Source organism: Streptomyces sp. NPDC043952 (assembly GCF_056435325.1).
Genome location: NZ_JBWKES010000012.1, coordinates 154,055 through 180,898, shown reverse-complemented (window position 1 = coordinate 180,898; position 26,844 = coordinate 154,055). Strand labels below are relative to the sequence as shown.

Annotated in this window: 26 protein-coding genes; 10 read left to right on the top strand and 16 right to left on the bottom strand. The window is 72.4% G+C overall.

The window, feature by feature from the left end; translation table 11 throughout:
* Positions 1–9: 9 nt before the first annotated feature.
* The 4 genes from AC069R_RS16900 to AC069R_RS16885 form a co-directional block, all read right to left on the bottom strand.
* Positions 10–936, bottom strand: coding sequence for an SDR family NAD(P)-dependent oxidoreductase (locus tag AC069R_RS16900; protein ID WP_478767554.1), 927 nt, complete (start codon positions 934–936; stop codon positions 10–12).
* Positions 933–2,030, bottom strand: coding sequence for a 3-oxoacyl-ACP synthase III family protein (locus tag AC069R_RS16895; RefSeq protein ID WP_478767553.1), 1,098 nt, complete (start codon positions 2,028–2,030; stop codon positions 933–935). Before AC069R_RS16895 ends, AC069R_RS16900 begins: the two co-directional genes overlap by 4 nt.
* Entirely contained in the window at positions 2,027–3,877 is a 1,851-nt protein-coding gene (locus tag AC069R_RS16890; protein ID WP_478767552.1) for an acyl-CoA dehydrogenase family protein, read from the bottom strand. The genes AC069R_RS16895 and AC069R_RS16890 overlap by 4 nt, the downstream gene beginning before the upstream one ends.
* Positions 3,878–3,941: 64 nt before the next feature.
* On the bottom strand, positions 3,942–4,925 hold the full coding sequence (locus AC069R_RS16885; RefSeq protein ID WP_478767551.1) for an ACP S-malonyltransferase: 984 nt from the start codon (positions 4,923–4,925) through the stop codon (positions 3,942–3,944).
* A 213-nt stretch (positions 4,926–5,138) separates the two neighbouring features.
* Here AC069R_RS16885 and AC069R_RS16880 point away from each other — a divergent pair, with 213 nt between their 5' ends.
* The 6 genes from AC069R_RS16880 to recX all read left to right on the top strand — a co-directional run bounded on the left by AC069R_RS16880 (position 5,139) and on the right by recX (position 11,952).
* Entirely contained in the window at positions 5,139–6,608 is a 1,470-nt protein-coding gene (locus AC069R_RS16880) for a hypothetical protein (RefSeq protein WP_478767550.1), read from the top strand.
* Positions 6,609–6,788: 180 nt separating this feature from the next.
* Positions 6,789–7,901 (top strand): 4-hydroxy-3-methylbut-2-enyl diphosphate reductase, encoded by a 1,113-nt coding sequence (locus tag AC069R_RS16875; protein WP_478767549.1) that lies wholly within the window; start codon positions 6,789–6,791, stop codon positions 7,899–7,901.
* Between the two features lie 252 nt (positions 7,902–8,153).
* Positions 8,154–8,348 carry a DUF3046 domain-containing protein gene (locus tag AC069R_RS16870; protein WP_397983680.1) on the top strand — a complete coding sequence of 65 codons (195 nt, stop codon included), beginning with the start codon at positions 8,154–8,156 and terminating at the stop codon, positions 8,346–8,348.
* A gap of 135 nt (positions 8,349–8,483) precedes the next feature.
* Positions 8,484–9,758, top strand: a complete 1,275-nt coding sequence (locus AC069R_RS16865; RefSeq protein ID WP_478767548.1) for an AI-2E family transporter — start codon at positions 8,484–8,486, stop codon at positions 9,756–9,758.
* A 257-nt stretch (positions 9,759–10,015) separates the two neighbouring features.
* Positions 10,016–11,137 carry a recombinase RecA gene (gene recA / locus AC069R_RS16860; RefSeq protein WP_478767547.1) on the top strand — a complete coding sequence of 374 codons (1,122 nt, stop codon included), beginning with the start codon at positions 10,016–10,018 and terminating at the stop codon, positions 11,135–11,137.
* 2 nt (positions 11,138–11,139) lie between these two features.
* Positions 11,140–11,952, top strand: a complete 813-nt coding sequence (gene recX, locus AC069R_RS16855; protein ID WP_478767546.1) for a recombination regulator RecX — start codon at positions 11,140–11,142, stop codon at positions 11,950–11,952.
* Positions 11,953–12,037: 85 nt separating this feature from the next.
* Here the strand turns inward: recX and AC069R_RS16850 are convergent, their stop codons facing one another.
* The 8 genes from AC069R_RS16850 to AC069R_RS16815 all read right to left on the bottom strand — a co-directional run bounded on the left by AC069R_RS16850 (position 12,038) and on the right by AC069R_RS16815 (position 19,001).
* Positions 12,038–12,451, bottom strand: coding sequence for a rhodanese-like domain-containing protein (locus AC069R_RS16850; protein ID WP_478767545.1), 414 nt, complete (start codon positions 12,449–12,451; stop codon positions 12,038–12,040).
* The gene (locus AC069R_RS16845; protein WP_478767544.1) at positions 12,448–12,993 is read right to left on the bottom strand and encodes a cupin domain-containing protein; all 546 of its coding nucleotides are present in this window, start codon (positions 12,991–12,993) and stop codon (positions 12,448–12,450) included. The genes AC069R_RS16850 and AC069R_RS16845 overlap by 4 nt, the downstream gene beginning before the upstream one ends.
* A 70-nt stretch (positions 12,994–13,063) precedes the next feature.
* Positions 13,064–13,135: a putative leader peptide gene (locus tag AC069R_RS16840; protein ID WP_309544753.1), complete on the bottom strand. Its 72-nt coding sequence runs from the start codon at positions 13,133–13,135 to the stop codon at positions 13,064–13,066.
* Positions 13,136–13,847: 712 nt separating this feature from the next.
* Positions 13,848–15,443 (bottom strand): FAD-dependent monooxygenase, encoded by a 1,596-nt coding sequence (locus AC069R_RS16835; RefSeq protein WP_478767543.1) that lies wholly within the window; start codon positions 15,441–15,443, stop codon positions 13,848–13,850.
* Positions 15,444–15,622: 179 nt separating this feature from the next.
* Entirely contained in the window at positions 15,623–16,573 is a 951-nt protein-coding gene (locus AC069R_RS16830) for an amino acid ABC transporter permease (protein WP_478767542.1), read from the bottom strand.
* Positions 16,570–17,235, bottom strand: coding sequence for an amino acid ABC transporter permease (locus AC069R_RS16825; RefSeq protein WP_397983672.1), 666 nt, complete (start codon positions 17,233–17,235; stop codon positions 16,570–16,572). Before AC069R_RS16825 ends, AC069R_RS16830 begins: the two co-directional genes overlap by 4 nt.
* 76 nt (positions 17,236–17,311) lie before the next feature.
* On the bottom strand, positions 17,312–18,142 hold the full coding sequence (locus AC069R_RS16820; protein ID WP_478767541.1) for a glutamate ABC transporter substrate-binding protein: 831 nt from the start codon (positions 18,140–18,142) through the stop codon (positions 17,312–17,314).
* Between the two features lie 82 nt (positions 18,143–18,224).
* A complete protein-coding gene (locus tag AC069R_RS16815) occupies positions 18,225–19,001 on the bottom strand; it encodes an amino acid ABC transporter ATP-binding protein (RefSeq protein WP_471064745.1) in 777 nt (258 codons plus the stop codon).
* Between the two features lie 293 nt (positions 19,002–19,294).
* On the opposite strand from AC069R_RS16815, the gene AC069R_RS16810 reads away from it, so the two are divergent.
* On the top strand, positions 19,295–19,981 hold the full coding sequence (locus AC069R_RS16810; RefSeq protein WP_478767540.1) for a response regulator transcription factor: 687 nt from the start codon (positions 19,295–19,297) through the stop codon (positions 19,979–19,981).
* A 10-nt stretch (positions 19,982–19,991) separates the two neighbouring features.
* Positions 19,992–21,392 carry a sensor histidine kinase gene (locus AC069R_RS16805; protein WP_478767539.1) on the top strand — a complete coding sequence of 467 codons (1,401 nt, stop codon included), beginning with the start codon at positions 19,992–19,994 and terminating at the stop codon, positions 21,390–21,392.
* On the opposite strand, the gene AC069R_RS16800 is transcribed toward AC069R_RS16805, so the two are convergent.
* Positions 21,382–22,380, bottom strand: coding sequence for a TAXI family TRAP transporter solute-binding subunit (locus AC069R_RS16800; RefSeq protein WP_478767538.1), 999 nt, complete (start codon positions 22,378–22,380; stop codon positions 21,382–21,384). The two genes, AC069R_RS16805 and AC069R_RS16800, sit on opposite strands and share 11 nt — an antisense overlap.
* A 213-nt stretch (positions 22,381–22,593) precedes the next feature.
* Here AC069R_RS16800 and AC069R_RS16795 point away from each other — a divergent pair, with 213 nt between their 5' ends.
* Positions 22,594–23,025 carry a pyrophosphohydrolase domain-containing protein gene (locus tag AC069R_RS16795; RefSeq protein WP_397983666.1) on the top strand — a complete coding sequence of 144 codons (432 nt, stop codon included), beginning with the start codon at positions 22,594–22,596 and terminating at the stop codon, positions 23,023–23,025.
* A 30-nt stretch (positions 23,026–23,055) separates the two neighbouring features.
* Here AC069R_RS16795 and AC069R_RS16790 read toward each other — a convergent pair whose 3' ends face one another.
* The 3 genes from AC069R_RS16790 to AC069R_RS16780 form a co-directional block, all read right to left on the bottom strand.
* Entirely contained in the window at positions 23,056–23,496 is a 441-nt protein-coding gene (locus AC069R_RS16790; RefSeq protein WP_478767537.1) for a MarR family winged helix-turn-helix transcriptional regulator, read from the bottom strand.
* 78 nt (positions 23,497–23,574) lie between these two features.
* Positions 23,575–23,934 carry a DUF6204 family protein gene (locus AC069R_RS16785; RefSeq protein WP_478767536.1) on the bottom strand — a complete coding sequence of 120 codons (360 nt, stop codon included), beginning with the start codon at positions 23,932–23,934 and terminating at the stop codon, positions 23,575–23,577.
* 65 nt (positions 23,935–23,999) lie between these two features.
* Positions 24,000–24,626: a LysE family translocator gene (locus tag AC069R_RS16780; protein ID WP_478767535.1), complete on the bottom strand. Its 627-nt coding sequence runs from the start codon at positions 24,624–24,626 to the stop codon at positions 24,000–24,002.
* A gap of 391 nt (positions 24,627–25,017) precedes the next feature.
* Here AC069R_RS16780 and miaB point away from each other — a divergent pair, with 391 nt between their 5' ends.
* On the top strand, positions 25,018–26,544 hold the full coding sequence (gene miaB / locus AC069R_RS16775) for a tRNA (N6-isopentenyl adenosine(37)-C2)-methylthiotransferase MiaB (protein WP_397983664.1): 1,527 nt from the start codon (positions 25,018–25,020) through the stop codon (positions 26,542–26,544).
* The last annotated feature ends 300 nt before the right edge of the window (positions 26,545–26,844 follow it).

Here is a 26,844-nt window from a genome sequence, read left to right as displayed (position 1 = left end):
GGTGGTCACTCACTCCGCGGCGAAGGGCGAGGGGGGCTTGGGGTGGCCGGCCAGGCCGCCGTCGGCGACGGACAGTCCGCCGTCCACGACGAGCGCGTGCCCGGTGACCATGGAGGAGGCGGGGGCGGCGAGGAAGACCGCGGCTCCGGCCACCTCGTCCACATCGGCCCAACGGCCCATCGGCACATGGCTGGTGAGCCAGTCGGACACCGGGCCCGGCGCGCTGGCGAAGGCGGTCATGTCGGTGCGGACCCAGCCGGGGCACAGGGCGTTGACGCGGATGCCCTGCCGTGCCCAGCCGACCGCGAGACTGCGCGTGAGCGATATCTGGGCCGCCTTGGTCGCGGCGTACGCCTCCATCATCGGGGCGCCGACGATCCCGGCGGCCGAGGACATCAGGATCAGACTGGCGCGCGAGGACGCGGCCAGGTGCGGGTACGCCGCCCGGCACAGCGCGGCCGTGGCGTTGAGATTGACGGCGACGACCGCCTCCCAGTCCTGCTGGCGGGCGTGCTGGAGGGGGGCCATCAGGGGGGTGCCGTCCGCCGCGGTCGGCAGGGTGCCCGCGTTGTGGACGACGATGTCCAGGCCGCCCAGCGCCGTGCTCGCCCGCTCGATCAGCGCCTCGGCGACGCCCGGCTGGGCGAGGTCCCCGTCCAGGACGACGGCCTTGCGGCCCCGGTCCTGCACCGCGCGCACGGTGTCCTCCAGGGCGGGCAGGGTCCGCGCGGTCAGCGCCAGTTGGCATCCGGCGTCGGCGAGTGCCTCGGCGACCGCCCTGCCGATGCCCCGTGAGGCGCCGGTCACCAACGCGCGCGCGTCGTCCAGGCGGAACAGGTCCAGGGCGCTCGCCGGGTGGGCCAGGGCATCCGCCGAGTGGCTCAGGGCGCTGGCCGAGCGGCCCGTGATGTCCGTTGAGTGGTCCATGGCGTTCATCGAGCGGCTCCTTGTGAGGTGGACCGTCCGGCCGTGCGGACGGCGGACGGTACGGTTTCCGGGCCGGCCGCGGGGTCCGCGGCGACGGCGGGCGCGCCGCTCCAGGTGAGCAGGGCGCTGCCCCAGGTCATCCCGGCGCCGAAGGCGGCCAGCAGGATCCGGTCGCCGGGTTTCAGCGGCCGGGTGTCGACGGCGCGGGCCAGGGCGTACGGCGTGCTGGCGGCGCCGATGTTGCCCACCTCGTCGCCGACGACGACGAGACGGTCGTCGGGGATGCCGAGGTCGGCGCCGATCCGCCGCAGCAGTACGGGGTTTGGCTGGTGGGCGACGACACAGTCGACGTCCTCCAGGGCCAGCCCCGCCCGGTCGAGGGCGTCGGTGATCAGGCGGGGGAAGACGTCCGTGATGAACCGGCCGATGGCGCGGCCGTCCATGCGGATGAAGTGGTCGCGCCCGGCGAGCGTGGCCGCGCTGGCCGGCCGCCGGCTGCCGCCCGCGGGAATGAGCACCCGGTCGGCGAGCGCGCCGTCCGAGCCCAGCCGGAACTGCGCGAACCCGCCGGGCTCGGCCACCGGCCCGAGGACGGCGGCCGCCGCTCCGTCGGCGAACAGGACGGCGGTGCCCCGGTCGGCCGGATCGAGGAACCGGGAGTACGTTTCGACGCCGACGGCGACCGCGTACCGGGTGCCCTCCTCGGCCGTGCGCAGCCAGTCGTGGGCCACCTTGGCGGCGAACAGCCAGCCCGAGCAGGCGGCGCTGACGTCGAGCGCGACCGCGCGGGCGGCTCCGGTCAGCGTCTGGATCCGGCAGGCGGTGGCCGGGCCCAGCTCGTCGGGGGTCGAGGTGCCGCAGATCAGCAGGCCGATGTCGGCCATGTCGAGCCCGGCGGCCCTCACCGCGGCGCGGACCGCGTGCGCCGCCAGGTCGGAGGCGGCCTCGCCCGGCGCGGCGACATGGCGCGCGCGGACCCCCGTGCGTTCGCTGATCCATTCCGGTGTGACACCGGCGCCTTTGGCCACCTCCGCGTTGGTGCGGACCGTCGAGGGCAGATAGGTGCCCATGCCCAGGACGCCGATAGGGCGGGTGTACGTCATGTGGTGGCTCCTTGGATCCAGGTGAGCGTGGCCCGCAGCGCCGCGTTGTAGTCGGCCGCGGCCAGCGGGGCGTCCGTCGCCCCGGCGCCGTGCACGAACGCCTCGGTGAGCAGGGGGAGATGCGGGCGCAGTTCGTCGCAGAGGTGGTCGATGACATCGGTGAGCGCCCGCACGTCCGCGGGCCGCAGGGTCTCGTGCGCGAGCAGCGAGGCGGACCAGCGGCGGGCGGCCATCGCCCCGTGCAGGGCGGCCAGCGGGCCCAGGACGGCGCGCGCGCTCTCGTCGCGCACCTCGCCGAGCACGCGTACCACGTCCCCGGCCATCAGGCCGTCGGCGTACAGCTCGCCGAGCAGGCCCGCGTCCTCCAGCAGCGGGTTCCAGGCGTCGAACGGGGCACCGCGCTCCGGGTCGCGCAGCCGCGCCGCGAGGTGCGCGGTGAGCCTGGCCCGGTGGGTGCGGGCGAGATCCGGCCACCAGGAGGGGGAGGCGGACGGGGGCCGCGCCGCGCCGTCGGCCGGTGCGGGTGCGCCCGCGCTCTCCTCGACCAGGGAGCGCCCGATGTCGTACAGGATGAGTCGGCTGTCCCCGCCCGCCGTGTCGAAGGCGTGGTGGAAGCCGTGGTAGCCGGCCAGCCGGTTGACGTCCAGGTGGCCGGAGAAGCCGCACCGGCGCTGGCATTCCGCGCTCACTTCGGCGGCGAGCCGGACGGCGGCGGCCTTGTACGCGGCGAGCGGCCGGTTGACGGCGGTCCAGGGGGTGAACCCCATCGCGTCGGCGCCGTCGCCGTCCGAGGGCGCGGCGAGGGACCGCGTCCACAGGGCGCGGGCCCCGTGTGCGGCGCAGGTCAGGGCGAAGGCGTCGGCCAGCGCGCCGAGCACCGCGCGCTGCTGGGTCCGGTACGACAGCAGCGGCGCGCCCGGTGCCAGCCGGCTCTGTGTACGGCGCTGCCGCGCGTAGTTGACGGCCTGTACGGCGGACTGGCGGGCGGTCGCGGCGGCCACGGCGGGCATGAGCGCCCACAGCCCCTGGCCCACGCGCAGGGTGCGCTGGAGCCGGCGCTCGGTGGATCCGGCCGGGTCGCGGAAGGTGCCGTCCGCGCCGATGGCCGCCCCGTCGGCCAGCCAGTGGGCCGCGGGCACCCGCAGCCGCCGGAACCGTACGAGGACGTAGTCCAGGGGCAGCGCGCCCAGGCCGATCGGCGAGGAGATCTCGATGCCGGGCAGCGGTCCGCTGCCGTCGGTCAGGTCGACCACGAAGCCGAAGACCCCCCGGTCGGTGCCGTCGATGAACAGTCGGGCGAGCACCACCGCCGTCTGGGGGACGTCCAGCGTGCCCGCGCTGCCGAACTTGGCGGCCTCCGGATCCGGGGTGTCCAGGACGAACTCCCCGGTGGCCGGGTCGTACCTGGCACACGTCCGCGTCGCCAGATGGCTGTTCGCCTCACCGGCCTCGGTGATCAGGTAGACGCCTTTGGCGCGGCCGGCGGTCAGGGCCGCCATGCGCTCCGCCAGGTACGCGGGATACGAGCCGAGTTGGATCATGGACCCGAGGCAGAGCGTGTGGTGCACCAGCGCGGCCAGGCACAGCGGCGGGTCGGTGACGGCGGCCCAGGCGTGGACGGCGGCGAGCCGCGCCGGGTCCTCGAAGATCTTCTCCGGGGGCGGAAGGGTCTGCCCCATGAGGCCCAGTACGTGCAGCAGTTGGGCGCCGCGGGACGAGTGAGTGCCGGCGTCGGTGCCGACGGCTGTCCCGGTGCGGGGCCCGGAGAGGACTTCGGGCGGGCACGGGCCGTGCAGGATCCGGTGCAGTTCGGCGCAGGCGGTGGCGGGCAGGGTGTCGGTGAGCATGGGTGGGCCTCCGGGGGAAGAGGGGGTCACCGGTGGAGGTGGTGTCACAGGGGGGAGGTGGGTGTCACCAGGCGAAGTCGAGGTCCGTGAGCGGCGCGTGGACCGGCGGGCCGCCGCAGGGGTCCAGCACCCGGCGCGCCGAGGTCGCCAGCGCGTCCCCCGTGCCGGCCTCCAGGAGCACGTCCGGGCGGCAGGTGTGCAGCTGGTGCAGCACGGCGGGTACGACGGCGGGTTTGACCAGGCAGTCCGCCAGGCCCAGCCGTGGATCGTCGTCCGGCGGATAGGAGCGCCGGGCCACGGCGGAGAACACCGGGCAGCGGGCCTTGGACCAGGGGTAGGCGCGCAGCAGGGTGGCGAACGCCTCGGCCTGCGGGGCGAGCGCGGGATGGTGCGAGGAGAACGGCAGCCGCAGCCGGACGGCGGACACGCCCAGTTCCTCCGCCGTCTTCTCCACCCGGACCAGGTCGGCGTGCGGACCGGAGACCACCACCGAGCGGTCGTCGTTGACCACCGCCACCACCGTGTCCGCGGCCCCGGCCACCGCGAGCAGCCTGGCGGCCTGCTCCTCCGGGCAGCCGAGCACGGTCAGCCCGCCGGGGCAGAAGGCCAGGACCCGCGCGAGATCGAGGGCGGCGCGCGCCCCGTCCGCCACTGTGAGCACCCCGGCGGCGGCGACCGCCGCGATCTCCCCGAAGCTGACGCCGACGACCGCCGCCGGCGGCCCGTAGACACGGCTCAGCGCCCGGTGGACGGCCATCGAGGCACCGTATGCGGCGAGTTGCAGGGTTCCGGCGGGCGACTCGGCCAGTTCGCGCGTGCCCGGCGGCCGGGAGCCCAGCAACCGCGCCGCAAGGAGGGGCAGATCGTGTTCGGCTGCTATGCCGTCGAGTTCTCCGAAAACCTCGCCTACGGCGTCGCGTACGACATCGGCGGTCCGTACCGCGCGGACCAGAGAAGTGACGGAGAAGTCACCTTGTCCGGGGAACAGATGAACGGGACGCTTCCCTGAGGGCCGGGAAACAAGTCCGTGGGTGGAACGGGTGGACATCGGGCACTTTCCTTCGATCAAGGGGGCGATGCGCGCGGGACACGTGGTGGTGGGGGGTCCCGCGGGGCTGTGGTCGCCGCGGCTCTTGGCGCGTTTCGAGCCTGCCGGAACCGAACGCGTGAATATGGCCCCGCAAGGGGGCGAACCTGTTGAACGCGAAATGGCGTTGAACGTTCGTACTGACGACCGGTCGCTCGGGACAGGACAAGCAACGTGCGATCGCCCCGTACTCCGAACCAGGCCCTGCGGATCCTGCTGGCCGAGGCGCGCTGGAGCGGCGCCCGGCTCGCCCGCGAGGTCAACGCCCTGGGCGCCGCCCAGGGAACCCCGTACCACTACGACCGCACGACGGTCGCCCACTGGCTGGCGGGCAGCCGCCCGCGCCCTCCCGTGCCCCAGCTCGTCGCGCTGGCCCTCTCGCGACGCCTCGACAGGCGGGTACGGGCGGAGGACACTGGGCTCCTCGCCCCCGGCCGGCCGAGCCCCGACGGGGAGAGCACGGGCGAAGGAGGCGCCGTGGCACGCCTGGACCGGATACTGCACGGCACCTGCCGTTGTGGTCTCGTCCTGGCCGATCCCTACGCCCTGCCGACGGCGGCCGGACCGCACGAGCCGTTCCCGCCCATCGAACCGCAGCCGCCGGATCCCGCCACCGGCCCTGCCACCGCCCCCGTCTTCGCCTCTGCCCTCGCCTCCGACTCGCCGGGCCGCATCGGTATGAGCCAGGTGGCCTCCGCGCGGGAACTCCTCGCCCTCTTCTCGCGGACGGACAGCACCTTCGGCTCCGGCGCGGTCCGGGTCCCGCTGCGCCAGTACCTGTCGACCACGCTGCTGCCTTGGCTGCGATGCGACATGAAACCAGCCGTACGGCGGGAGTTGTTCACCGTGGCCGCCCAGCTCGCCTACCTGTGCGCGTTCGCCCATTTCGACATGAACCACCATGTCGCCGCCCAGCGCTTATACCTGACGAGCATTCAGCTGGCGGCCGAGGCGGGCGACCCGGTAGGGCGGGCGCTCGGTCTGCGCGGCCTGAGCGTGCAGGCGCACGCCCTGGGGCGGTTCGCCGAGGCCCGCGACCTCGCCGAGAACGCCGTACACATCGGCGTCCGGTACGTACCCCCGCACCAGCAGGCTTTCCTCTACGGCCAGTTGGCGGTGGCACGCGCGGCGGCCGGCGGCTCGGGGGCCGCCGGGCTCCTCACCTCGGCCGAACGGTGCCTGGAGAGATCCGCGAGCGGTGCCACCTCCGTCGGCGCCTTCCACCAGGGCTCCCTCGCGCTCCAGCAGGCCGTCGTGGCCAGGAGCGCGGGCGATCTGAACGCCGCCGTCCGGGCCTTCCAGCTCTCCCGGCGGTACCGGCCCGCCGAGGAGTGGCGGTCCGCGGCGCTGGCGGCCGCCGAACTGGCCGAGACCCAGCTCTCGGCGGGCCACCTCGACCAGGCCTGCAACACGTGGCAGGACTTCCTCGACGTGTACCCGCACATCCACAGCGCCCGCGCCGACGACCGGCTGCGCGCCCTGCACGCCGCGCTCCGGCCGCACTCGGCCCACCCCGCCGCGGCGGCGGTGCTGGCCCGCGCGCGCGTGGCCCACTCCAGGACCGGCCAGGGCCACCGGAACGGGGGTGGCGGTGGCGGCGGTGGCAACGGCAGCGGCAAGGGGCATACGCGGACCGACCGTTGATGTCGTGGACCGGCCGCCGAGCCCCTGGTCCGATCCCATAGCACGAGACCCCGCCCATGTCCCCGCCCGACTGCTCCGGGAGGGTGAAAACCGGATCGGCGGTGGAGGGACGGACGATCACGCCGGTTGGATGGCAGCGCCGTACCCCGGCCACTCATCCCTTCGTACGACAGCAGGAAAATGAACCGCAGCGTCCTGTCCGAAGTCTTCCGCGCCACCCTGCGCGTCCCTCCCGGCACTCTCACGGTCGCCACGTCCTTCACCCACCCCGCGCGCGGCCGGGTCGACTGCCCCGCCCACGGCCTGCTCGCGGCACTGACCCGCAACAGCGGGCTCGTGCCGCGGAACCGGGCCCTGCCGGCGGCGTGTCTGCACACACACCTGTCCGACGCCGCGACCACGGTCTTCGCCGTCACCTACGAGAGACCCGAGGGAGGCCATCACGGCCTGGCCCTGGCGGCGGACGCGAAGGACTCGGCGGCGCTGGCCTTCGCGGGCCGGCAGATCGACTCCTTCCGGGCCGTCCTGCGGACCCGCAGGCTGCTGTACGTCATGGCGCCGACGACCACCGCCGACACCCGGCCGTCCGCGGCTTCCGTGCCCGCGCAGGCCGCCGCCCCCTCCTGGGAGTCGTGCGGGTGCCCGGCGACCCGCGCGTGCCCCGCGACACGGAACGCGAACAGCGCGCTGCACCGGTTCACGGACCGGGGGGACGAGATCGTCGTCGTGGGTTCCCAGGCCGCCGGACCGCCGCCCTGGCAGGCGCGGACCACCGGTGCCGCGCCGGTCGCGGTGCGCTCCCGGCAGGAGGCGGAGTCCGTCGCCATCGGCGATCCGGACCGGCTCGCGTTCGTGGTGACACCGGGGTCCGTCGTCTCCGAGGTGGCGGCCATCCTCAAGGTGCTGCGACGGCGGTACCCCCGGCTGCGCGGCCAGCACCCCTCGGAGTGGTGCTACACCATGGAGGACCTCCACACGGCGGTCGCCGCGGCGCTGAGCCAGTCCGACACCCTGCTGGTCGCCGGAGGCCGCTCGGCACCCGCCGTCCGGACCGCCGTGTCCCAGGCCGCCGAGGCCAAGCTGCGGGTGCACGACGTCACCACGCCGACGAGCCTGCGCCCGCAGGACATCGACGCGGCGACGATCACCCTCGTGGACGCCACGCCCGACGGGCGCGGACGGCGGGAGATCGGCCGGATCATGAACGGCCTGGGCCCCGCGAGCCACATCCGCCGCGAGGTCCGCTCCTACCCGGAGCCACTCCTGGCGCCCCGCTCGTCCGCCGCCCGCTGACCTCGCGAGCCCGGCCACGGGGCCCCGCCGCACGCCCGCGCCATCCGCGCGGGCTCGACGGTGGCCGGGTGCCGCCTCCCCGGCGAGAGCCGCCCGCCTCCCGCGCCCCTCTGTACGCCCGCTCTCGTTCTACGCTTCCTACGTACACGCGTTCTTCGCTGCGTACAGACACGCGCTTCCTGCCCGACGCGGGCGAGCGAGGGTGCGAGAGGCGGGAAACGTTCAGGTCACAGCGGGTATGGAGCGGGATTCATGCGGTTGACGGTCTTCTGGCAGCGGATGGCGGAACACTTCGGTCAGGGGTACGCCGAGACCTTCGCCCGCGATCACGTGATGTCGGAACTGGGCGGCCGCACGGTGAACGAGGCGCTGGACGCCGGCTGGGACGCCAAGGACGTATGGCGCGTGGTGTGCGCGGTCATGGACGTGCCGGGGGAGCGGCGCTGAGACTGTCGCCGAATCCCTGGCGGCCTTGGGCGAAATACGCCGTAAGTCCGATGTGAAGTCGACGCTACGGCACTGATCGGTCACGAAAGCCGCAGGTGGGCGCCGTTTGTCGGTGGGGTGGGCGAGACTTGGCGCGTGGCACGCACTGACGAGGACACCGAGCAGCCGACCCGGCCCACGGCACCGGCCGGCCCGACGGCGACGACCGACCGGCCGCCGGCTCCGGGCGCCGTCACGCCGGACGGTCGCATGACCGACGGCCGCATGTCGGATGGTCCTGCGGCGGACGGTCGCATGCCGCGCTGGCTGCCGCGCGCCATGGTGCTCGCGCTCGCGCTGATCGCCGCCTTCCAGCTGGGCAGCTGGGCCTTCCACCAGCTCACCGGGCTGCTGATCAACATCCTGATCGCGTTCTTCCTGGCCCTGGCGGTCGAGCCCGCGGTGAGCCGGATGGCCGCCCGCGGCATGCGCAGGGGCCTCGCCACCTTCCTCGTCTTCTTCCTGCTCACCATCGCCGCCGCGGGATTCGTCACCCTGCTCGGCTCGATGCTGGCCGGCCAGATCATCAAGATGATCGAGGGCTTCCCGGACTATCTGGATTCGCTCATCCACTGGATCAACCAGACCTTCCACGCCAACCTCAGACGGGTCGACGTCCAGGAGGGGCTGCTCCACTCCGACTGGCTGCGCAAGTACGCGCAGAACAGCGCGGCCGGTGTCCTCGACGTGTCCCAGCAGGTGCTCGGCGGCCTCTTCCAGCTGCTGACCATCGCGCTGTTCTCGTTCTACTTCGCGGCCGACGGCCCCCGGCTGCGCCGCGCCCTGTGCTCGGTGCTGCCGCCCGCGCGCCAGTCCGAGGTGCTGCGCGCCTGGGAGATAGCCGTCGACAAGACGGGTGGCTACCTCTACTCGCGCGGCCTCATGGCGCTCGTCTCCGGCATCGCGCACTACATCCTGCTGCAAGCCCTGGGCGTGCCGTACGCGCCCGTGCTCGGTGTCTGGGTGGGGCTGGTCTCGCAGTTCATCCCCACCATCGGCACCTATCTCGCGGGCGCGCTGCCGATGCTGATCGCGTTCACCGTCGCCCCCTGGTACGCGGTGTGGGTGCTGGTCTTCGTCGTGATCTACCAGCAATTCGAGAACTACATGCTCCAGCCCAAGCTGACCGCCAAGAGCGTCGACATCCACCCCGCCGTCGCCTTCGGCTCGGTCATCGTGGGTACGGCGCTGCTGGGCGCCGTCGGCGCGCTGATCTCCATCCCCGCGGTGGCCACCCTCCAGGCCTTCCTGGGCGCCTACGTCAAGCGCTACGACGTCACCGACGACCCCCGCGTACACGGACACCGCCCGCGCCCCCAGACCACCCCCGGCCTCCTCGCCCGCCTCAGAACCACGCGCACCCGGCGCTAGCGCCGCCCTTCCCGGCTCGGGGTCGCAAGCGGTTCGTCTTCGCTCTGGCACCGCTCGGGGTGTCGCTTGACACGAAAATCGAACATCCATTCTTATGAAGGCTCCGGCGCGGCTGTGGACCGGGGTTTTGGTTGTGGTTTGGGTGGATATGCACCCTGGTTATCCACAGGCCGGGCCGACGTCGGGACGCATTGTCAGTGGCAGGCGCTAGCGTCTTTGACGTGAAGCGATCGACTCAAGCAAACCGGGTGGAACCCATGGCAGGAACCGACCGCGAGAAGGCGCTCGACGCCGCCCTCGCACAGATTGAACGGCAATTCGGCAAGGGCGCGGTCATGCGCATGGGCGAGCGGTCGAAGGAGCCCATCGAGGTCATCTCGACCGGTTCGACCGCGCTCGACGTGGCCCTCGGCGTCGGCGGCCTGCCGCGCGGCCGCGTCGTGGAGATCTACGGACCGGAGTCCTCCGGTAAGACGACCCTGACGCTGCACGCCGTGGCGAACGCACAGAAGGCCGGCGGCCAGGTCGCGTTCGTGGACGCCGAGCACGCCCTCGACCCCGAGTACGCGCGCAAGCTGGGCGTCGACATCGACAACCTGATCCTCTCCCAGCCGGACAACGGCGAGCAGGCGCTGGAGATCGTGGACATGCTGGTCCGCTCCGGCGCGCTCGACCTGATCGTCATCGACTCCGTCGCCGCGCTCGTGCCGCGTGCGGAGATCGAGGGTGAGATGGGCGACAGCCACGTCGGTCTCCAGGCCCGTCTGATGAGCCAGGCGCTGCGGAAGATCACCAGCGCGCTCAACCAGTCCAAGACCACCGCCATCTTCATCAACCAGCTCCGCGAGAAGATCGGCGTGATGTTCGGCTCCCCGGAAACCACGACCGGTGGCCGGGCACTGAAGTTCTACGCCTCGGTGCGCATCGACATCCGCCGCATCGAGACCCTGAAGGACGGCACCGAGGCGGTCGGCAACCGCACCCGCTGCAAGGTCGTCAAGAACAAGGTCGCGCCCCCCTTCAAGCAGGCCGAGTTCGACATCCTCTACGGCCAGGGCATCAGCCGCGAGGGCGGCCTGATCGACATGGGCGTGGAGCACGGCTTCGTCCGCAAGGCCGGCGCCTGGTACACGTACGAGGGCGACCAGCTCGGCCAGGGCAAGGAGAACGCGCGCAACTTCCTCAAGGACAACCCCGACCTGGCCAACGAGATCGAGAAGAAGATCAAGGAGAAGCTGGGCGTGGGTGTCCGGCCGGAGGAGCCGTCGGCCGAGCCCGGTGCGGACGCCGCGGGTGCCGCCCCGGCCGAGGACACCGCCAAGACGGCCGCCCCGGCCGCCAAGGCCACCAAGCCCAAGGCCGCCGCTGCCAAGAGCTGACCGTGACACGACGAACCGACTGGTCCGAGTACGAGCACGCCGCCCCCGGTGCCTCACGGGGGAGGGGCACCGGGGGCCGGCCGGCCCCTGCTCCGGGCGGTGACGACGCGTACGCGGCCGGTGGAGACGGCGGATACGGGGTCGGCGGGTACGGAGACGGTGCCTGGCCGGGCGAAGGGAGCGGCGAGCCGTACGGGGGCGGCTCGACCGGTCGCCGGGGGCGTGGCCGCCGACGGCGCGGCTTCGGGGAGCCGCCCGGTGAGGACGAAGGCACCCCCTCCTCGTCGAGGGCCGAGCAGGGGGAGTCTTCAGGGGACCCGGCTGAGCGGGCACGGGCGATCTGCCTGCGCCTGCTCACCGGGACCCCGCGCACCCGCAAGCAGCTCGCGGACGCCCTGCGCAAGCGGGAGATCCCCGAGGACGTGACCGAGGAGGTGCTGTCGCGGTTCGAGGAGGTCGGACTGATCGACGACGGCGCGTTCGCGGACGCCTGGGTGGAGTCCCGGCACCACGGCCGGGGGCTGGCCCGGCGGGCCCTCGCACGGGAGCTGCGCACCAAGGGGGTCGACTCGGCGCTGATCGAGGAGGCCGTCGGACAGCTCGACTCCGACCAGGAGGAGGAGACCGCGCGGGAACTCGTCGCCCGCAAGCTGCGGGCCACTCGGGGTCTGGACCGCGACAAGCGCATCCGCCGCCTCGCCGGCATGCTCGCCCGCAAGGGTTACCCCGAGGGCATGTCCCTGCGCATCGTCCGCCGCGCCCTGGAGGAAGAGGGCGAGGACACGGACTTCCTCGGCGAGACGTCCGACTTCTGAACGCGCTGGCACTGTCGGTGGCGGTGTCGCGTTCGCCGTGCTCAGCGCGTTCAGTGCCGGGTCGACCTGCCAGGGACGCCGGTCGTCAGGCCCCCGGCAGGGTCACCGGCAGGCCGGCCGAGCGCCAGGACTGGAAGCCGCCCACCAGGTCGGTGGCCCGGTGCAGACCGAGTTGGTGGAGGGAGACGGCGGCGAGGGAGGAGGCGTAGCCCTCGTTGCAGATCACCACGATGCGCAGGTCGTGACCGGTGGCCTCGGGGAGGCGGTGGCTGCCCTGCGGGTCGAGGCGCCACTCCAGTTCGTTGCGCTCGACGACGACGGCGCCGGGGATCAGCCCGTCCCGCTCGCGCAGGGCCGCGTACCGGATGTCGACCAGCAGAGCCTCACCGGTGCGCGCCGTGTCGTACGCCTCCCGTGCCTCGATGCGCCGGTAGCCGGTGCGGACCCGCTCCAGCAACGCGTCGATGCCGACCGGGTGAGGGTGTGGGGCGGCGCTCACTGCCAGTCCTCCGGGCGTTCGACCTGCTCCAGGCGCAGCACCTGGCCCGAGCGACTGTAGCGGCGGATGCGGGGGAGCGGCGGGTAGTAGGCGTGGACGGAGATCGCGTGTCGGTCGGGGGACTCGTTGAGGACCTCGTGCACATGGTGGCGGCCGAAGGCGCGGCCCTGTCCGGCGGGCAGCCGGCGTTCGCGGTCCACGCCCTCGGTGAGTTCCAGGGTCTTCCAGCCGTCGGTGGGCAGCCGCGCGGCCAGCGAGTTCTCCTTGAGCTCGCCCGAGGCGGTGAGGAAGGCGCCGACGGATTCGGCGTGGTCGTGCCACCCGGTGCCGGTACCGGGCGGCCAGCCGATCAGCCAGGCCTCGCTGCCGCCGGGCCCCTCCAGCCGCACCCAGGTGCGGCCCTCCGGATCGAGCGGGAGAGAGGTGAGCAGTTCGGCATCGGCCGCCGTGCGCCGTACGAACGCGAGGAGGTCCGCCTGGGTCGGCGCGGAGCCGGTGGCGGGGGACGCCGAAGGAGACGTCGAGGCAGACGAGAGGGACACGTGCACCGTCCTGAAGAGGGTTCGCGGAACGGGCGCACGGCGGCGCCCGGAGGAAAAAGGGGATGCGAATTCAGCAGGACGGCCGACACACACAGCCCGCGTAGCGGACGAGGTCCATATGGACCCTCCGCCACAGGCGCACACAGGTGTCGGTCACGACGGGAGTACAGCACGCCACCGAAAACCCGGTCAACAGACGGTCACGATGTGGACGGACGGTGACGGCGCGCGGGAGCGAGGGGGGAGCGAGCAAGCGAACGGCAGCGGCTCCGGCGTGCCGCACACCACCGAGTTCACTCCCCCCACACCCCTGACTCGCCCCGCCACCCAGCGCGCACCCTGGGCGGACTTCAGCCTCATCAGCACGCGGGGCGCCGAGGACGTGGGCTCCGAGGGCACATGGGGAATCCGGGAAGACTCATCGGGGGCGGGAGTCCAGAGGCTCGTAGAGGCGTATGACTTCGGGGCTCTTGTCGGGGACGGGAGGCTCGCGGCGGTGCGGGGGCGGGGCGGTCTCACCGGGTCGTGTGGGGCGGGGGCTTGCGCGTTCAGGTGTGGCGAGGCGCGCATTCCGGAGCTTCCCGCCCCCCGACCCTCAAGGACGTGACTTGCAAACACGCCCCTCCGGAACCCATGCCACTCACGGAACCCGTGCCACCCCTGCGCCTCCGGAACCCACGCTCCCTCATGCGCCCTCCCAGCCCCCCCGACAGCCTCAGACCCCACGCCCCTCCCACCCCCCCCGCAAGCCCCGCCGCCTCCGCGCCCCCGCCCCCATCCCCGTTAGCGCGCCCCCGAACTTGCCACCCCCGGCAGTCCCTCACCCCCGACGCCTCATCGCGCCCCTCGCCCCATCAGCCCACCCCCGCCTCCACGCCCTCCCTCACCGCTCCGCCCACCGTCGCCTCCGCTGCCGAGTAGAGGTCGGCGGGGCGGACGCCGTTGAAGGTGGTGACCAGGTGGCCGTCGGGGCGGACGAGGAGGACGCTGTGGGCCGGGGCGCCCGGATAGGCCTCGGCGACCAGCAGCTCGGCGGGGTGCGGCAGCGCCGTCACCGCGGCGGCCAGCCGGGGCATCACCCCCGCGGACACCCAGTGCTTGCGGTCCCAGACGCCGGTGCCCGGTGCGATCAGCACGACGAGCAGCGAGCCGCGGCCGAGGCGGTCGCGGAGGCGGACGAAGGAGCCGTCCTCCGCCGTGACACGGACGTCGGTCACCGGGGCGCCGGGCGCGGTGTCCACCGGGATCTCACCCTGGAGGCGGCCGGGCGTGAGGGGGGACTCCGTGTACGCGCCCGGCGCGCCGAGCGCCCCGCGGCCCAGGTGGCCGTCGGTGAGGAGCGCGTCGTGGCCGCGGGCCGTACCGGGCACGATCTGCCGCAGCGCGCTCCCGCCGCGCAGCCCCGGCAAAGCCTGGTCGGCGGCGCGCAGCCGGGCGGCGACCACCGCGCGCCGCTCGGCCTGGTAGCTGTCGAGCAGCGCCTCGTGCGGCCCGTGGTGCCAGGCGGCGGCCAGTTTCCAGGAGAGGTTGTCGGCGTCCCGCAGCCCCTCGTCGAGCCCCTGCGTGCCCAGCGCGCCGAGCAGATGCGCCGCGTCGCCGGCGAGGAAGACCCGGCCGTCGCGCCACCGCCGGGCCAGCCGGTGGTGCACGGTGTGGACGCCGGTGTCCAGCAGCTCGTACGGCGGTGTGGAGCCGTCGGTCCAGCCCGCGAGGGTTTCGCGGATGCGGGCCACCAGCAGTTCGGGCGTGACCAGGTCCTTGCCCGGCGGCAGCAGCCAGTCCAGGCGCCAGGCGCCGTCCGGGAGGGGGCGCGCGGTCACCTCCCCGGCGAAGGGCCCGGACGACCGCCATGGCGGCATCCGGTGCAGCAACGCCTGCCCCTCCCAGGGGAGTTCCGTGCGCAGCGCGGCGACCGCGTGCCGCTCCACCGCCGTACGGCCGGGAAAGCGGATGTCCTGGAGTTTGCGCACGGTCGAGCGGGTGCCGTCGCAGCCCACCAGGTAACTCCCGCGCCACCAGGTGCCCTTGGGGCCACGGGTGTGCGCGGTGACGCCGGAGGGCTCCTGCTCGATCGCGTCCAGCCGGCTGTCGGTGGCGATCTCCACCAGCGGCTGGCCGGCGGCGGCCGACCGCAGCAGGCCGGTGATCACATGCTGGGCGAGGTGCACCGGGGCGGGCTCGTCCGGGGCGAAGGCGATCTCGCCCACCACCTGCCGGCGGCGCAGCGAGCGCCAGCCGGTCCAGCGCACGCCATGGTGGTCGAGGGCCGCCCCGGTCAGCCGTTCCAGCAGCGCGGCGGTGTCCTCGCGCAGCACGACGGTGCGCGCCGGCCGGGCCTCCTCCTTGCCGGGTCCCTCGTCCAGGACGACGGACGGCACCTCCTGGCGGGCCAGCGCCAGGGCGAGCGTGAGCCCGACGGGCCCCGCTCCGACGATGATCACCGGGTCCACGGCGCGACGCCCCCTGTCCGCGGCGATGCCTCGGTGGCGATGGGTGAACAGCAAGGTGAGGCCGGGTGCACGATCACAAAAGGTATGCAACCCATTGGGGGAGTATGCGTCAAGTGACCCTCGGGGGCAGTGGCGATCATGCCACTGCCCCCGGCCGAATCGTGCAAATTAAATGATCGTCATTTCTTGGTGCCGGCGATGTCATCGCTACCGGAGACGGAACCGGCCGGATCCGCGCCGGTCGCCGCCGTACCGGTCGCCGCCGTACCCGCGATGTCCGCCACGTCCTGCGCGCCCAGTACCGCGCCGGTCGACTTCCTGCCCCGCCGCAGCCGGCCCTCCAGCCAGTGCGCGAAGGAGGTCAGCGAGAAGTTGATGAGCACGTAGATCACGGCCACGACGGTGAGCGAGGCGATGAAGTTGCCGTAGTAGCCGCTCATCGTGTTGGCCGAGTTCAGCAGTTCGGGGAAGGTGAGGACCGCGCCGCCGAGGGCGGTGTCCTTCACGATGACCACCAACTGGCTGACGATCGCCGGGAGCATCACGGTGACCGACTGCGGCAGCAGCACCAGCCGCATCATCTGGCCCTTGCGCAGACCGATCGCCAGGGACGCCTCGGACTGGCCCTTGGGCAGCGAGAGGATGCCCGCGCGGACGATCTCGGCGAGCACCGACGCGTTGTACAGCACCAGGCCGGTGACGACCGCGTAGAACGGCCGGTCGTCCGAACTGACGCCGGTGTACTGGGCGAACAGCGCGAGCCCGAAGATCATCAGGACCAGTACGGGGATCGCGCGGAAGAACTCGACCACGACCGCGGCGATCACGCGCACCCAGGCGTGGTCCGAGAGCCGGGCGATGCCGAGGACCGCGCCCAGCGGAAGAGCGATGACCGTCGCCAGCGCCGCCGCCTCCAGGGTCTTCTGGAGTCCCGGCCAGATGTACGTGCTGTACGCCTCGGAGCCGGAGAAGAACGGCTTCCACAGCGCCCAGTTCAGCTGGCCTTTGTCGCTCAGGGCGCTGTAAACCCACCAGACGAGGGCCGCGAGGACGACCAGGAAGGCCGCCGTGTACAGGACGTTGCGCCGCTTGGCGCGCGGCCCCGGAGTGTCGTACAGGACGGAAGTCATCGCTTCACCGCCACCTTCTTGCCCACCCAGCCGAGGATCAGGCCGGTCGGCAGGGTCAGGCAGACGAAGCCGAAGGCGATGACCGCCGAGATCGACATCAGCTGCGCCTCGTTCTCGATCATCTTCTTCATCAGCAGGGCCGCCTCCGCCACGTTGATCGCGGCGGCCACCGTCGTGTTCTTCGTCAGCGCGATCAGTACGTTGGTCAGCGGTCCGACGGTCGCGCGGAACGCCTGCGGGAGCACGACCAGGCCCAGCACCTGGGAGAAGCTGAGGCCGATGGCCCGCGCGGCCTCCGCCTGGCCGACCGGCACCGTGTTGATGCCGGCCCGGATCGCCTCGCACACGAAGGCCGAGGTGTAGACGATCAGACCGAGCACGGCCAGCCTGAAGTTGATCGCGTCGAAGCCCTTGGCGCCCAGGCTGATGCCCAGCGTCTGGTTCAGACCGAGCGAGGAGAACAGGATGATCACCGTGAGCGGGATGTTCCGCACGATGTTCACGTAGGCGGTGCCGAAACCGCGCATCAGCGGTACCGGGCCCACCCGCATGGCGGCCAGCAGAGTGCCCCAGACCAGGGAGCCCACGGCCGACAGCAGGGTGAGCTGCACCGTCGTCCAGAAGGCGCCCAGTACGTCGTAATGTCCAAGAAAGTCGAACACGATCTCCCGCGCTTCCGCGTGTAGGGATGCCCACGGTGCGCCGCCGTGGGCGGCGGCGCACCGGCAGGGCGTTGCCTCAGCTCTTGACGTCGCCGATCTTCGGCGCGGGCTCGTTCTTGTAGTCGGCCGGGCCGAAGTTCTTCTTCACGGCCGCGGCCCAGGAGCCGTCGGAGACCATGGACTGGAGGGCCTTGTTGATCTTCGCCTTGAGGGCGCTGCCCTTCTTGACGCCGATCCCGTAGTTCTCGTTGGTCATCTTGAAGCCGCCGAGCTTGAACTTGCCCTTGAACTGGGCCTGGGCGGCGTAACCGGCGAGGATCGAGTCGTCCGTGGTGAGGGCGTCGATGGCGCCGCTCTGGAGGCCCGAGAGACAGGCCGAGTAGGTCGGGTAGGTCACCAGGTCGGTGTCGAGGTGCAGCTTGGCCTTGAGGTTCTGGGCCGAGGTCGAGCCGGAGACCGAACACAGCTTCTTGCCGTTCAGGTCCTTCGGCGCCTTGATGGCCGTCTCGTCGGCACGCAGCAACACGTCCTGGTGGGCCAGCAGGTACGGGCCGGCGAAGTCGACCTTCTGCTCGCGCTCGGGGGTGATCGAGTACGTGGCGGCGATGAACTGGACGTCGCCGCGCTGGAGCATGGTCTCGCGGTCCGCGCTCTTGGACTGCTTCCACTCGATCTGGTCCGGGCCGTAGCCGAGCTTCTTGGCGACATAGGTGGCCACGTCGACATCGAAACCCGCGTAGCCCTGGGGCGTCTGCTGGCCGAGACCGGGCTGGTCGAACTTGATGCCGATGGCGATCTTCTTGCCACCGGAGGATCCGTTGTCGTCCTTGCCGCCGCCGCACGCGGTGGCGGCGAGGCCGAGGGCGAGGACGGCGGCCGAGGCGGCGGTGACCTTGCGGAGCTGCATGCTGAACATCCTTCGAAGTGGTGAGGGACGAGGCCCGTCGGAGAATTCGACCCCTGGGCGCCTGCGACGGCCGCCCGCGGCCTCAGTGGTGCAGGATCTTGGAGAGGAAGTCCTTGGCCCGGTCGCTGCGCGGGTTGCTGAAGAACTGCTCGGGCGCGGCTTCCTCGACGATCCGGCCGTCGGCCATGAAGACCACACGGTGCGCGGCCGACCGCGCGAAGCCCATCTCGTGGGTGACGACGACCATCGTCATGCCCTCACGGGCGAGTTGCCGCATGACGTCCAGGACCTCGTTGATCATCTCGGGGTCGAGGGCCGAGGTCGGCTCGTCGAACAGCATGATCTTCGGGTCCATCGCCAGCGCCCGCGCGATGGCGACACGCTGCTGCTGACCGCCGGACAACTGGGCGGGGTACTTGTCGGCCTGGGTGCCCACACCGACCCGGTCGAGCAGGGCCCGCGCCTTCTCCTCGGCCTGCTTCTTGTCGGCCTTGCGGACCTTGACCTGACCCAGCATCACGTTCTCGAGCACGGTCTTGTGCGCGAAGAGGTTGAAGGACTGGAAGACCATCCCGACGTCGGCGCGCAGCCGCGCCAGCTCCCGGCCCTCGTGCGGCAGGGGCTTGCCGTCGATCGTGATGGTGCCCGAGTCGATCGTCTCCAGGCGGTTGATGGTGCGGCACAGGGTCGACTTCCCGGACCCGGAGGGCCCGATGACGACCACGACCTCGCCGCGGTCGATCGTCAGGTCGATGTCCTGGAGCACGTGCAACGCGCCGAAGTGCTTGTTGACGCTGCTCAGGACGACCAGTTCGTCGGACGCGGCCCTGTCCTCCTTGGCCACCGATACTTCGGTCATCGCTTCACGGCTCCGTCCTCCTCGGTTTCGGAGGACAGTAATGACGGCCTGTGACCTGCGTCATCACATCTGAGGGAGATCTGAGCATCACGATCCGGTAGCCGCCGTGCACATCTCGTAGCGGCACCCGTCAGGATGCGTATCGGCCGCATAACGGAAGCCATGGGCAACCGGAAGCCACTTGACGACGTCCTGCTCCATCGGCGTCACTGCCATGGTGCCCGCGTGCGGGCACATGATCTGCAAGGCGGATAAACGATGTCCGTACGACCACTGAACCGGAGGGGGCCGGAATGAGACTGCTGCTCGTCGAGGACGACAACCATGTCGCCGCGGCCCTGTCCGCCGTGCTGACCAGGCACGGTTTCGATGTCACCCACGCGCGCAACGGCGAGGAGGCCCTGCGCGCCCTCGTCCCCGAGAGCGACGGCTTCGGCGTGGTCCTGCTCGACCTGGGCCTGCCCGACCAGGACGGCTACGAGGTCTGCGGCAAGATCCGCAAACGCACCAGCACCCCGGTGATCATGGTCACCGCCCGCTCCGACGTCCGCTCCCGCATACACGGGCTCAACCTGGGCGCCGACGACTACGTGGTGAAGCCGTACGACACCGGGGAACTGCTCGCCCGGATCCACGCCGTCAGCCGGCGCACCGCCCACGAGGACCCCGCCCAGGCCGGCGACGACCTGCTGCACCTCGGCCCGGTACGCATCGAACTGCCCACCCGCCAGGTCAGCGTGGACGGCTCGGTCGTCCAGCTCACCCGCAAGGAGTTCGACCTGCTGGCGCTGCTCGCCCAGCGCCCCGGTGTGGTCTTCCGGCGGGAGCAGATCATCAGCGAGGTCTGGCAGACCAGTTGGGAGGGCACCGGACGCACCCTGGAGGTGCACGTCGCCTCGCTGCGCGCCAAGCTGCGCCTGCCCGCGCTCATCGAGACCATCCGCGGCGTCGGCTACCGGCTCGTCGCCCCGGCCGCCTAGCGGGGATCGCGTGCGCACACGGCTGCTGCCGCTGCTCATCGTCCTGATGGCGGCCGTACTCCTCGCCCTCGGCGTCCCGCTCGCCGTCAGCATGGCCGCGTCCGAGCAGCAGCGGGTCGTGGTCGACCGGATCGACGACACGGCACGCTTCGCCGCGCTCGCCCAGTTCGTCACCGAGGGCCCCGGCGGCTCCCAGCGCACCGGCACGGACGAGCGCTGGGAGACCCTGCGCAGCGAACTCGACAGCTACTACGACGTCTACGGCATACGTGCCGGCGTCTTCTACCGCAACGGCTCCGCCATGGCCAACGCGCCCGGCGACTGGTTCGTACCGCCGGCGGGGGAGGTACGGGAGGCGTTCGACGAGGCGCTGCTCAGCCGGCGCAGCCACGACCCGCAGCAGGCGTGGCCCTGGCGGGACAGCCGGCTGGTGGTCGCCTCACCGGTGATCCGGGACGGGGACGTGATCGCGGTCGTCGTCACCGACTCGCCCACCGGGCCACTGCGCGGGCGCATCCTGCACGGCTGGCTGCTCATCGGGGCCGGCGAGATCGCCGCCATGCTGCTCGCCGTCGGCGCGGCACTGCGGCTGACCGGGTGGGTGCTGCGACCCGTACGGGTACTGGACGCCACCACCCACGACATCGCCACCGGGCGGCTGAAATCCCGCGTCGCGCCCGCCGGCGGTCCCCCGGAACTCCGGCGCCTCGCCCACTCGTTCAACGAGATGGCGGACCACGTCGAGGAAGTCCTCGAACAGCAGCGCGCGTTCGTCGCGGACGCCTCCCACCAGCTGCGCAACCCGCTGTCCGCGCTGCTGCTGCGCATCGAACTGCTCGCGCTCGAACTCCCGGAGGACAACGCGGAGATCGCCTCGGTGCGCACCGAGGGCAAGCGCCTCGCCCACGTCCTGGACGACCTGCTCGACCTGGCGCTCGCCGAGCACGCCGAGGCCGATCTGAGCCTGACCGACATCGGCGCGCTCGCCGAGGACCGGCTGGCCGCCTGGACGCCGGCCGCCGCGGCCAAGGGGGTCCGGCTGACCGGCGACTGCCCGGCCACCACCGGCTGGGCCGACCCGATCACCCTGTCCAGCGCGCTGGACGCGGTGATCGACAACGCGGTGAAGTTCACCCCCGAGGGCGGCGCCGTGCGCGTCTCCGTCTCGTCCGAAGGGGACACCTCCAGGGTCGTCGTCACCGACACCGGGCCCGGCCTCACCGAGGAGGAACTCGCGCGCGTGGGCGACCGGTTCTGGCGCAGCGGCCGCCACCAGAACGTCAAGGGGTCCGGGCTCGGCCTGTCCATCACCCGCGCCCTCCTGGAGGCGGGCGGCGGCTCGATCGCCTACGGCCCCAACGAGCCGCGGGGACTGCGGGTGACGGTGTCGGTGCCGAGGTTCAGGGCTTGACCGAGCGGTAGTAGCGGCGGGCGCCCTCCTGGAGCGGGAGGGGGTCGGTGTAGATGGCGGTGCGCAGGTCGACCAGCTGGGCGGAGTGGACATGGGCGCCGATGCCGTCGCGGCTCTTGATCACGGTGCGGGTCACCCATTCGGCGAGCCGGGGGTCCATGTCCGCGCGGGTGATCAGCAGGTTGGACACCGCGACCGTCGGCACCTGGACGCCGTGCTGGACGCCCGGATACGCCGACTCGGGCATGTTGGTGGCCCGGTAGTAGCGCGTGTCCTCGCCCTGTGCGTGCAGCTTGGTGACGAGGTCGGCGTCGATCGGGATGAACCGGAAGGCGCCCTTCCTGGCCAGCGCGACCAGTCCCTTGGTGGGCAGGCCGCCCGACCAGAAGAACGCGTCGATCGCGCCCTGTTGCAGCCGGCCGGGCCCGGTGTCTATGCCGTCGGCGGCGGGAGTGATGTCCGTGCGCGGGTCGATGCCGGCGGCCCGCAGCACCCGGTCGGCGATCAGCTTCACGCCCGAGTCGGGCAGCCCGGTCGCCACCCGCTTGTGCCGCAGGTCCGCGATGCCGTGGATGTCCGAGTCGCTGCGCACGACGAGGTGCACGTAGTCGTCGTAGAGCCGGGCCACCCCGCGCAGGTTCCGGGCGCCGCTGCCGTGCCCGAGCTGGTACGTCTGCACCGCGTCGGCCGCCGCGATGGTGAAGTCGGCCTGCCCGGTCGCCACCCGCCGCACGTTCTCCTGGGAGCCCGCGCTGTTGAGGAGCTCCACCTTCAGACCCGGCATGTCCTTGGCCAGTTCGGCGCGCAGCCGCTCGCCGTACTCCTGGTAGACGCCCTTGGGGGTGCCGGTGCTGAAGACGATCGTGCCGCCCGGCGGCTTCTCGCCCAGCGGCAGCAGCCACCACAGCAGCAGACCGAGGACGACGGCACCGGCGGCCACGGCCGGCAGCGCCCGGCGTCTGCCGACGCGCGCGAACAGCTTGGACATGCGGCGATCCTGCCAGCCGAGGTACGACGCTGACCAGGGCCGCGGCTGTGAGGTGGGCCGCGGGCAGGGGCGGAAGGCGTTCGGCGGGCGGGGCCGGAAGGCGGTCGGCGGTCCGGGCCGGCAGGCGGTCCGGGGCCGGAGGGGATGGTGGCAAGGAGCGGAGGAGACGGTCGGGCGGCGGGCGTTGTCAGTGGGGGCCGTTAAAGTCGACGCATGAGCACTTCGCCCGCCGATCTCGTCCGTGAGTTCCACCGCGCCTTCGGCCTGGACGCCCGCAGCACGCCCACCGAGGTCTCGCCCGAACTGGCCGCCCATCGCTGGGACATGCTCGCCGAGGAGGCCGCGGAGGTCGGCGAGGTCTCCGTCGACGGCCCGCTGGACAAGCTGGCACACGAACTGGCCGACGTGGTGTACGTCGCGTACGGCACCGCCCTGGTCCACGGCATCGACCTGGACCAGGTGATCGCCGAGATCCACCGCGCCAACATGAGCAAGCTCGGCCCGGACGGACAGGTCAGCCGCCGCGCCGACGGCAAGGTCCTCAAGGGCGAGCACTACCGGGCACCGGACGTGTCGTCGGTCCTGCGCCGCCAGGGCTGGATACCGGCGGCGCGGGAGGACGCCACGCGGACGGGCGCCCAGTAGCCCCTCCGGGCAGGGTGCCGCCGCCGCGGCTCAGGGCCGCGCGCCGGTGCCGCCCAGCCGGGTCAACAGGCTGGCGAGCAGGGGGACTTCCTCCTCTCGCCAGGCCGGGGCGGTGAAAAGGTCCTCGGCGGTTTCCTCGGCCGTGGCCAGCATCTCCGTCAGGCGGGTCCGGCCCGTGCCGGTCAGCGAGGCGTAGGCCACGCGCGCGTCCCGCGCGTCCGGTTCCCTGCTCACCAGCCCGATCCGCTCCAGGGGAGCCAGTGCGCGGGTGACCCCGGAGGCCGTGAGCCCCAGCGCCTCGGCGAGGTCGACGCGGCGCATCCGGCCGCCGGGTGCCTGCCCGAGCCGGAGCAGCAGGGTGAAGTCGGCGAGGCTCACCCCGTGCAGCCCGCCGAGCCGGGCGTCGAACCGCCGTACGAGCGCCGCCTGGGCCCGCACCAGACGCAGGGCGGCGTCCAGGGCGTCACTCATGGTCGGTGTCCATCCGGAAACAGCTCCTTGCGAGTTCCTTGAGTAGTCAAGTTTAGGGGGTGGAAGTGTGCGAAGGCGTCAGGTGCCGGACGAACGGGCCGCGCGGCGCTGGCGTTTGCTCAGCGGGGCCTGGGAGAGGTCCTCGGCGCAGGAGCGGAGGTTCTTGAAGCCGTAGCCGCGCTCGGTCAGCCATGCCACGGCCGCCGTCTCGGCGCGCTCGGTCGCCTCCAGGATGTCCTCCTCTTCCTCCCCGGTGGCCGAGAAGCGGAAGACGAAGGCCGGCCGGGCGGCGATGTCGTAGGTCAGGCTGCCCTCGGGGGTGAAGGCGGCGTGCAGCACGTCATGGGCGGCGGCGTCGGCGAGCAGCGCGGCCCGCTGATCGTCGGTGAGGCCGTCGAAGATACCGCGCACGGTGACGCGGAAGGTCCGTGTGTTCATCCGCCGACCATAGGCATGCCGGGGCGCGGTTCTCCACCGGCTTTTCCCGACCGGCCCAACGCGGCCTACTGGAGGGCGAGTCGGGCCGCGAAACCGATCAGCAGCAGCCCCGTCACCTGCTCGACGCGGGCCCGCACCCGCGGCCGGCGCAGTATCCGGCCGAGCCGGTCCACGCTGGTCACGTACAGGGTGAACCAGCACAGGTACAGGATCGCGAACACGAGGGACAGCAGCAGCGCCCGCGGCAGCACGCTGCCCCGCGACGGCAGGAACTGCGGGAGGAAGGTGACGAAGAACAGGGCCACCTTCGGGTTGAGCGCGTTGGACAGGAAGCCCTGCCGCAGCATCCGGCGGCCCCGGCCCGCACGGGGTGCCGTACCGGCTTCGGCGCCGTCGTCCGGGGTGCCGTCCCGCAGGGTCCGCCGGGCGCCGCGCAGGGTCGCGCAGCCCATCCAGACCAGGTAGGTCGCCCCCACCACCTTCAGCACGGTGAAGGCGGTGGCGGAGGCCAGCAGCAGGGCGGAGACGCCGAGCGAGGCCGCGGCGACATGGACGCTCAGGCCGAGCAACCCGCCGAGCATGGTCAGCAGCCCGGCCCGGCGCCCCCCGGCCAGCGCGTTGCGGGTCATCAGGGCCTGGTCGGGGCCGGGGATCACGACGAGCACCAGGCAGGCAGCGGCGAAGGTCAGCACGGCGCGCTCCGTTCCCTGAGACGCACCCCGGTCAGCGGGAGCGCACAAAACCCCCTGTGAGCGGATCTGGCCGGGGAACCGGGGTAGCCAAGCAGTCCCCGCCAAAGCCGGTCAAGCAGCCGACCAGGCCACCGGCGAAATCCGGCGGCCGCCCCGGACCGGGCGTTCCCGCCCCGGTGCTCCCGGCGCCGATTCCGGAAACCGCGGCTCAAAGGGCGCGTGCCGCTCAGGCGGCTCGGAGGACGTGCCGCCAGGAGGGCATTCCGCTTTTCCGCCATGGCCGACAGGGCGGCCGCGTCCCCGGCAAGCCCCCCCGCCCGCCCCTTGGCCGGAAGGGCACCCCGGTGAACGGGGCGGCGGAGCCGTCCCCCGGACCGCCTACCCTTGAGCCATGACCAGCAGCAGCGACCGGAGCCCCGCAGTGGACGTGCCCGCACCCAAGAGCTACGAGATCCGCACCTATGGGTGCCAGATGAACGTCCACGATTCCGAGCGATTGGCCGGACTGCTGGAAGAGGCCGGGTACGTGCGGGCGCCGGAGGACGCCGACGGTGACGCGGACGTCGTCGTCTTCAACACGTGCGCGGTGCGGGAGAACGCCGACAACCGGCTGTACGGCAACCTCGGCCGGCTCGCGCCGCGCAAGGCCTCCCGGCCCGGCATGCAGATCGCGGTCGGCGGCTGCCTCGCGCAGAAGGACCGCGACACCATCGTGCGCAAGGCGCCCTGGGTCGACGTCGTCTTCGGCACGCACAACATCGGCAAGCTGCCGGTGCTGCTGGAGCGCGCCCGCGTCCAGGAGGAGGCGCAGGTCGAGATCGCCGAGTCGCTGGAGGCGTTCCCCTCCACGCTGCCGACGCGGCGCGAGAGCGCGTACGCCGCCTGGGTGTCGATCTCCGTCGGCTGCAACAACACGTGCACCTTCTGCATCGTCCCCGCGCTGCGCGGCAAGGAGAAGGACCGGCGGCCCGGCGACATCCTCGCCGAGGTCGAGGCGCTGGTCGCCGAGGGCGTCTCGGAGATCACGCTGCTCGGCCAGAACGTCAACGCGTACGGCTCCGACATCGGCGACCGCGAGGCCTTCAGCAAGCTGCTGCGCGCCTGCGGGAAGATCGAGGGCCTGGAGCGGGTCCGCTTCACCTCCCCGCACCCGCGTGACTTCACCGACGACGTCATCGCCGCCATGGCCGAGACGCCGAACGTGATGCCCCAGCTGCACATGCCGCTCCAGTCGGGATCGGACACCGTCCTCAAGGCGATGCGCCGTTCCTACCGGCAGGAGCGGTACCTCGGGATCATCGAGAAGGTGCGCGCCGCGATCCCGCACGCGGCGATCACCACCGACATCATCGTGGGCTTCCCCGGCGAGACCGAGGCGGACTTCGAGGAGACGCTGCACGTCGTGCGCGAGGCGCGGTTCGCGCAGGCCTTCACCTTCCAGTACTCCAAGCGGCCCGGCACCCCCGCCGCGACCATGGACGACCAGATCCCCAAGGAGGTCGTCCAGGCGCGGTACGAGCGGCTCGTCGCCCTCCAGGAGGAGATCTCCTGGGAGGAGAACAAGAAGCAGGTCGGCCGCACGCTGGAGCTGATGGTCGCGGAGGGCGAGGGCCGCAAGGACGGCGCCACGCACCGCCTCTCCGGCCGCGCTCCCGACAACCGGCTGGTCCACTTCACCAAGCCGGAGCAGGAGGTACGGCCCGGTGACGTGGTGACCGTCGAGGTGACGTACGCCGCCCCGCACCACCTTCTCGCCGAGGGCCCGGCCCTCGCCGTGCGCCGCACGCGCGCCGGCGACGCGTGGGAGAAGCGCACGGCCGCCGAGGCCGCCAAGCCGGCCGGCGTGATGCTGGGCCTGCCGAAGGTCGGCGTTCCGGCGCCGCTGCCGGCGGCGGCGAGCGGGTGCGGCTGCGACTGAGGCGGGGCTCAAGAGGTGCGGAGGGGGTGACCAGCGGGCGCGCGGCCGAGCGGCCCGACGGCTCTTGGCCACCTCCCGGAACCGCCGCCTGGAACCGGCGGTCGGCCGGGCCTTGGGACACGGCTGACGTGCTGGTCGGGCCATGGGACGCGGCTGACGCCGGGCTGACCATGAGACGCGGCTGACGCGCCGGTTGGGCCATGAGACGGGGCTGACGCGCCGGCCGGGTCATGGGACGCGGCTGACGCCGGGCGCGCAGGTGTGCGGTGTCAGCCGGGCTGCCCGCGGCCGCCGCGGCCG

What these genes read in the sequence shown, in the direction of transcription:
- AC069R_RS16785 (WP_478767536.1), bottom strand. Translation starts at nt 23,934, where the DNA reads ATGAACACACGGACCTTCCGCGTCACCGTGCGCGGTATCTTCGACGGC.
- AC069R_RS16870 (WP_397983680.1), top strand. Translation starts at nt 8,154, where the DNA reads ATGCGGTTGACGGTCTTCTGGCAGCGGATGGCGGAACACTTCGGTCAG.
- AC069R_RS16895 (WP_478767553.1), bottom strand. Translation starts at nt 2,030, where the DNA reads ATGACGTACACCCGCCCTATCGGCGTCCTGGGCATGGGCACCTATCTG.
- recA (WP_478767547.1), top strand. Translation starts at nt 10,016, where the DNA reads ATGGCAGGAACCGACCGCGAGAAGGCGCTCGACGCCGCCCTCGCACAG.
- AC069R_RS16875 (WP_478767549.1), top strand. Translation starts at nt 6,789, where the DNA reads ATGAACCGCAGCGTCCTGTCCGAAGTCTTCCGCGCCACCCTGCGCGTC.
- AC069R_RS16885 (WP_478767551.1), bottom strand. Translation starts at nt 4,925, where the DNA reads ATGTCCACCCGTTCCACCCACGGACTTGTTTCCCGGCCCTCAGGGAAG.
- AC069R_RS16790 (WP_478767537.1), bottom strand. Translation starts at nt 23,496, where the DNA reads ATGAGTGACGCCCTGGACGCCGCCCTGCGTCTGGTGCGGGCCCAGGCG.
- AC069R_RS16830 (WP_478767542.1), bottom strand. Translation starts at nt 16,573, where the DNA reads ATGACTTCCGTCCTGTACGACACTCCGGGGCCGCGCGCCAAGCGGCGC.
- AC069R_RS16815 (WP_471064745.1), bottom strand. Translation starts at nt 19,001, where the DNA reads ATGACCGAAGTATCGGTGGCCAAGGAGGACAGGGCCGCGTCCGACGAA.
- AC069R_RS16900 (WP_478767554.1), bottom strand. Translation starts at nt 936, where the DNA reads ATGAACGCCATGGACCACTCAACGGACATCACGGGCCGCTCGGCCAGC.
- AC069R_RS16795 (WP_397983666.1), top strand. Translation starts at nt 22,594, where the DNA reads ATGAGCACTTCGCCCGCCGATCTCGTCCGTGAGTTCCACCGCGCCTTC.
- AC069R_RS16800 (WP_478767538.1), bottom strand. Translation starts at nt 22,380, where the DNA reads ATGTCCAAGCTGTTCGCGCGCGTCGGCAGACGCCGGGCGCTGCCGGCC.
- AC069R_RS16890 (WP_478767552.1), bottom strand. Translation starts at nt 3,877, where the DNA reads ATGCTCACCGACACCCTGCCCGCCACCGCCTGCGCCGAACTGCACCGG.
- AC069R_RS16810 (WP_478767540.1), top strand. Translation starts at nt 19,295, where the DNA reads ATGAGACTGCTGCTCGTCGAGGACGACAACCATGTCGCCGCGGCCCTG.
- miaB (WP_397983664.1), top strand. Translation starts at nt 25,018, where the DNA reads ATGACCAGCAGCAGCGACCGGAGCCCCGCAGTGGACGTGCCCGCACCC.
- AC069R_RS16820 (WP_478767541.1), bottom strand. Translation starts at nt 18,142, where the DNA reads ATGCAGCTCCGCAAGGTCACCGCCGCCTCGGCCGCCGTCCTCGCCCTC.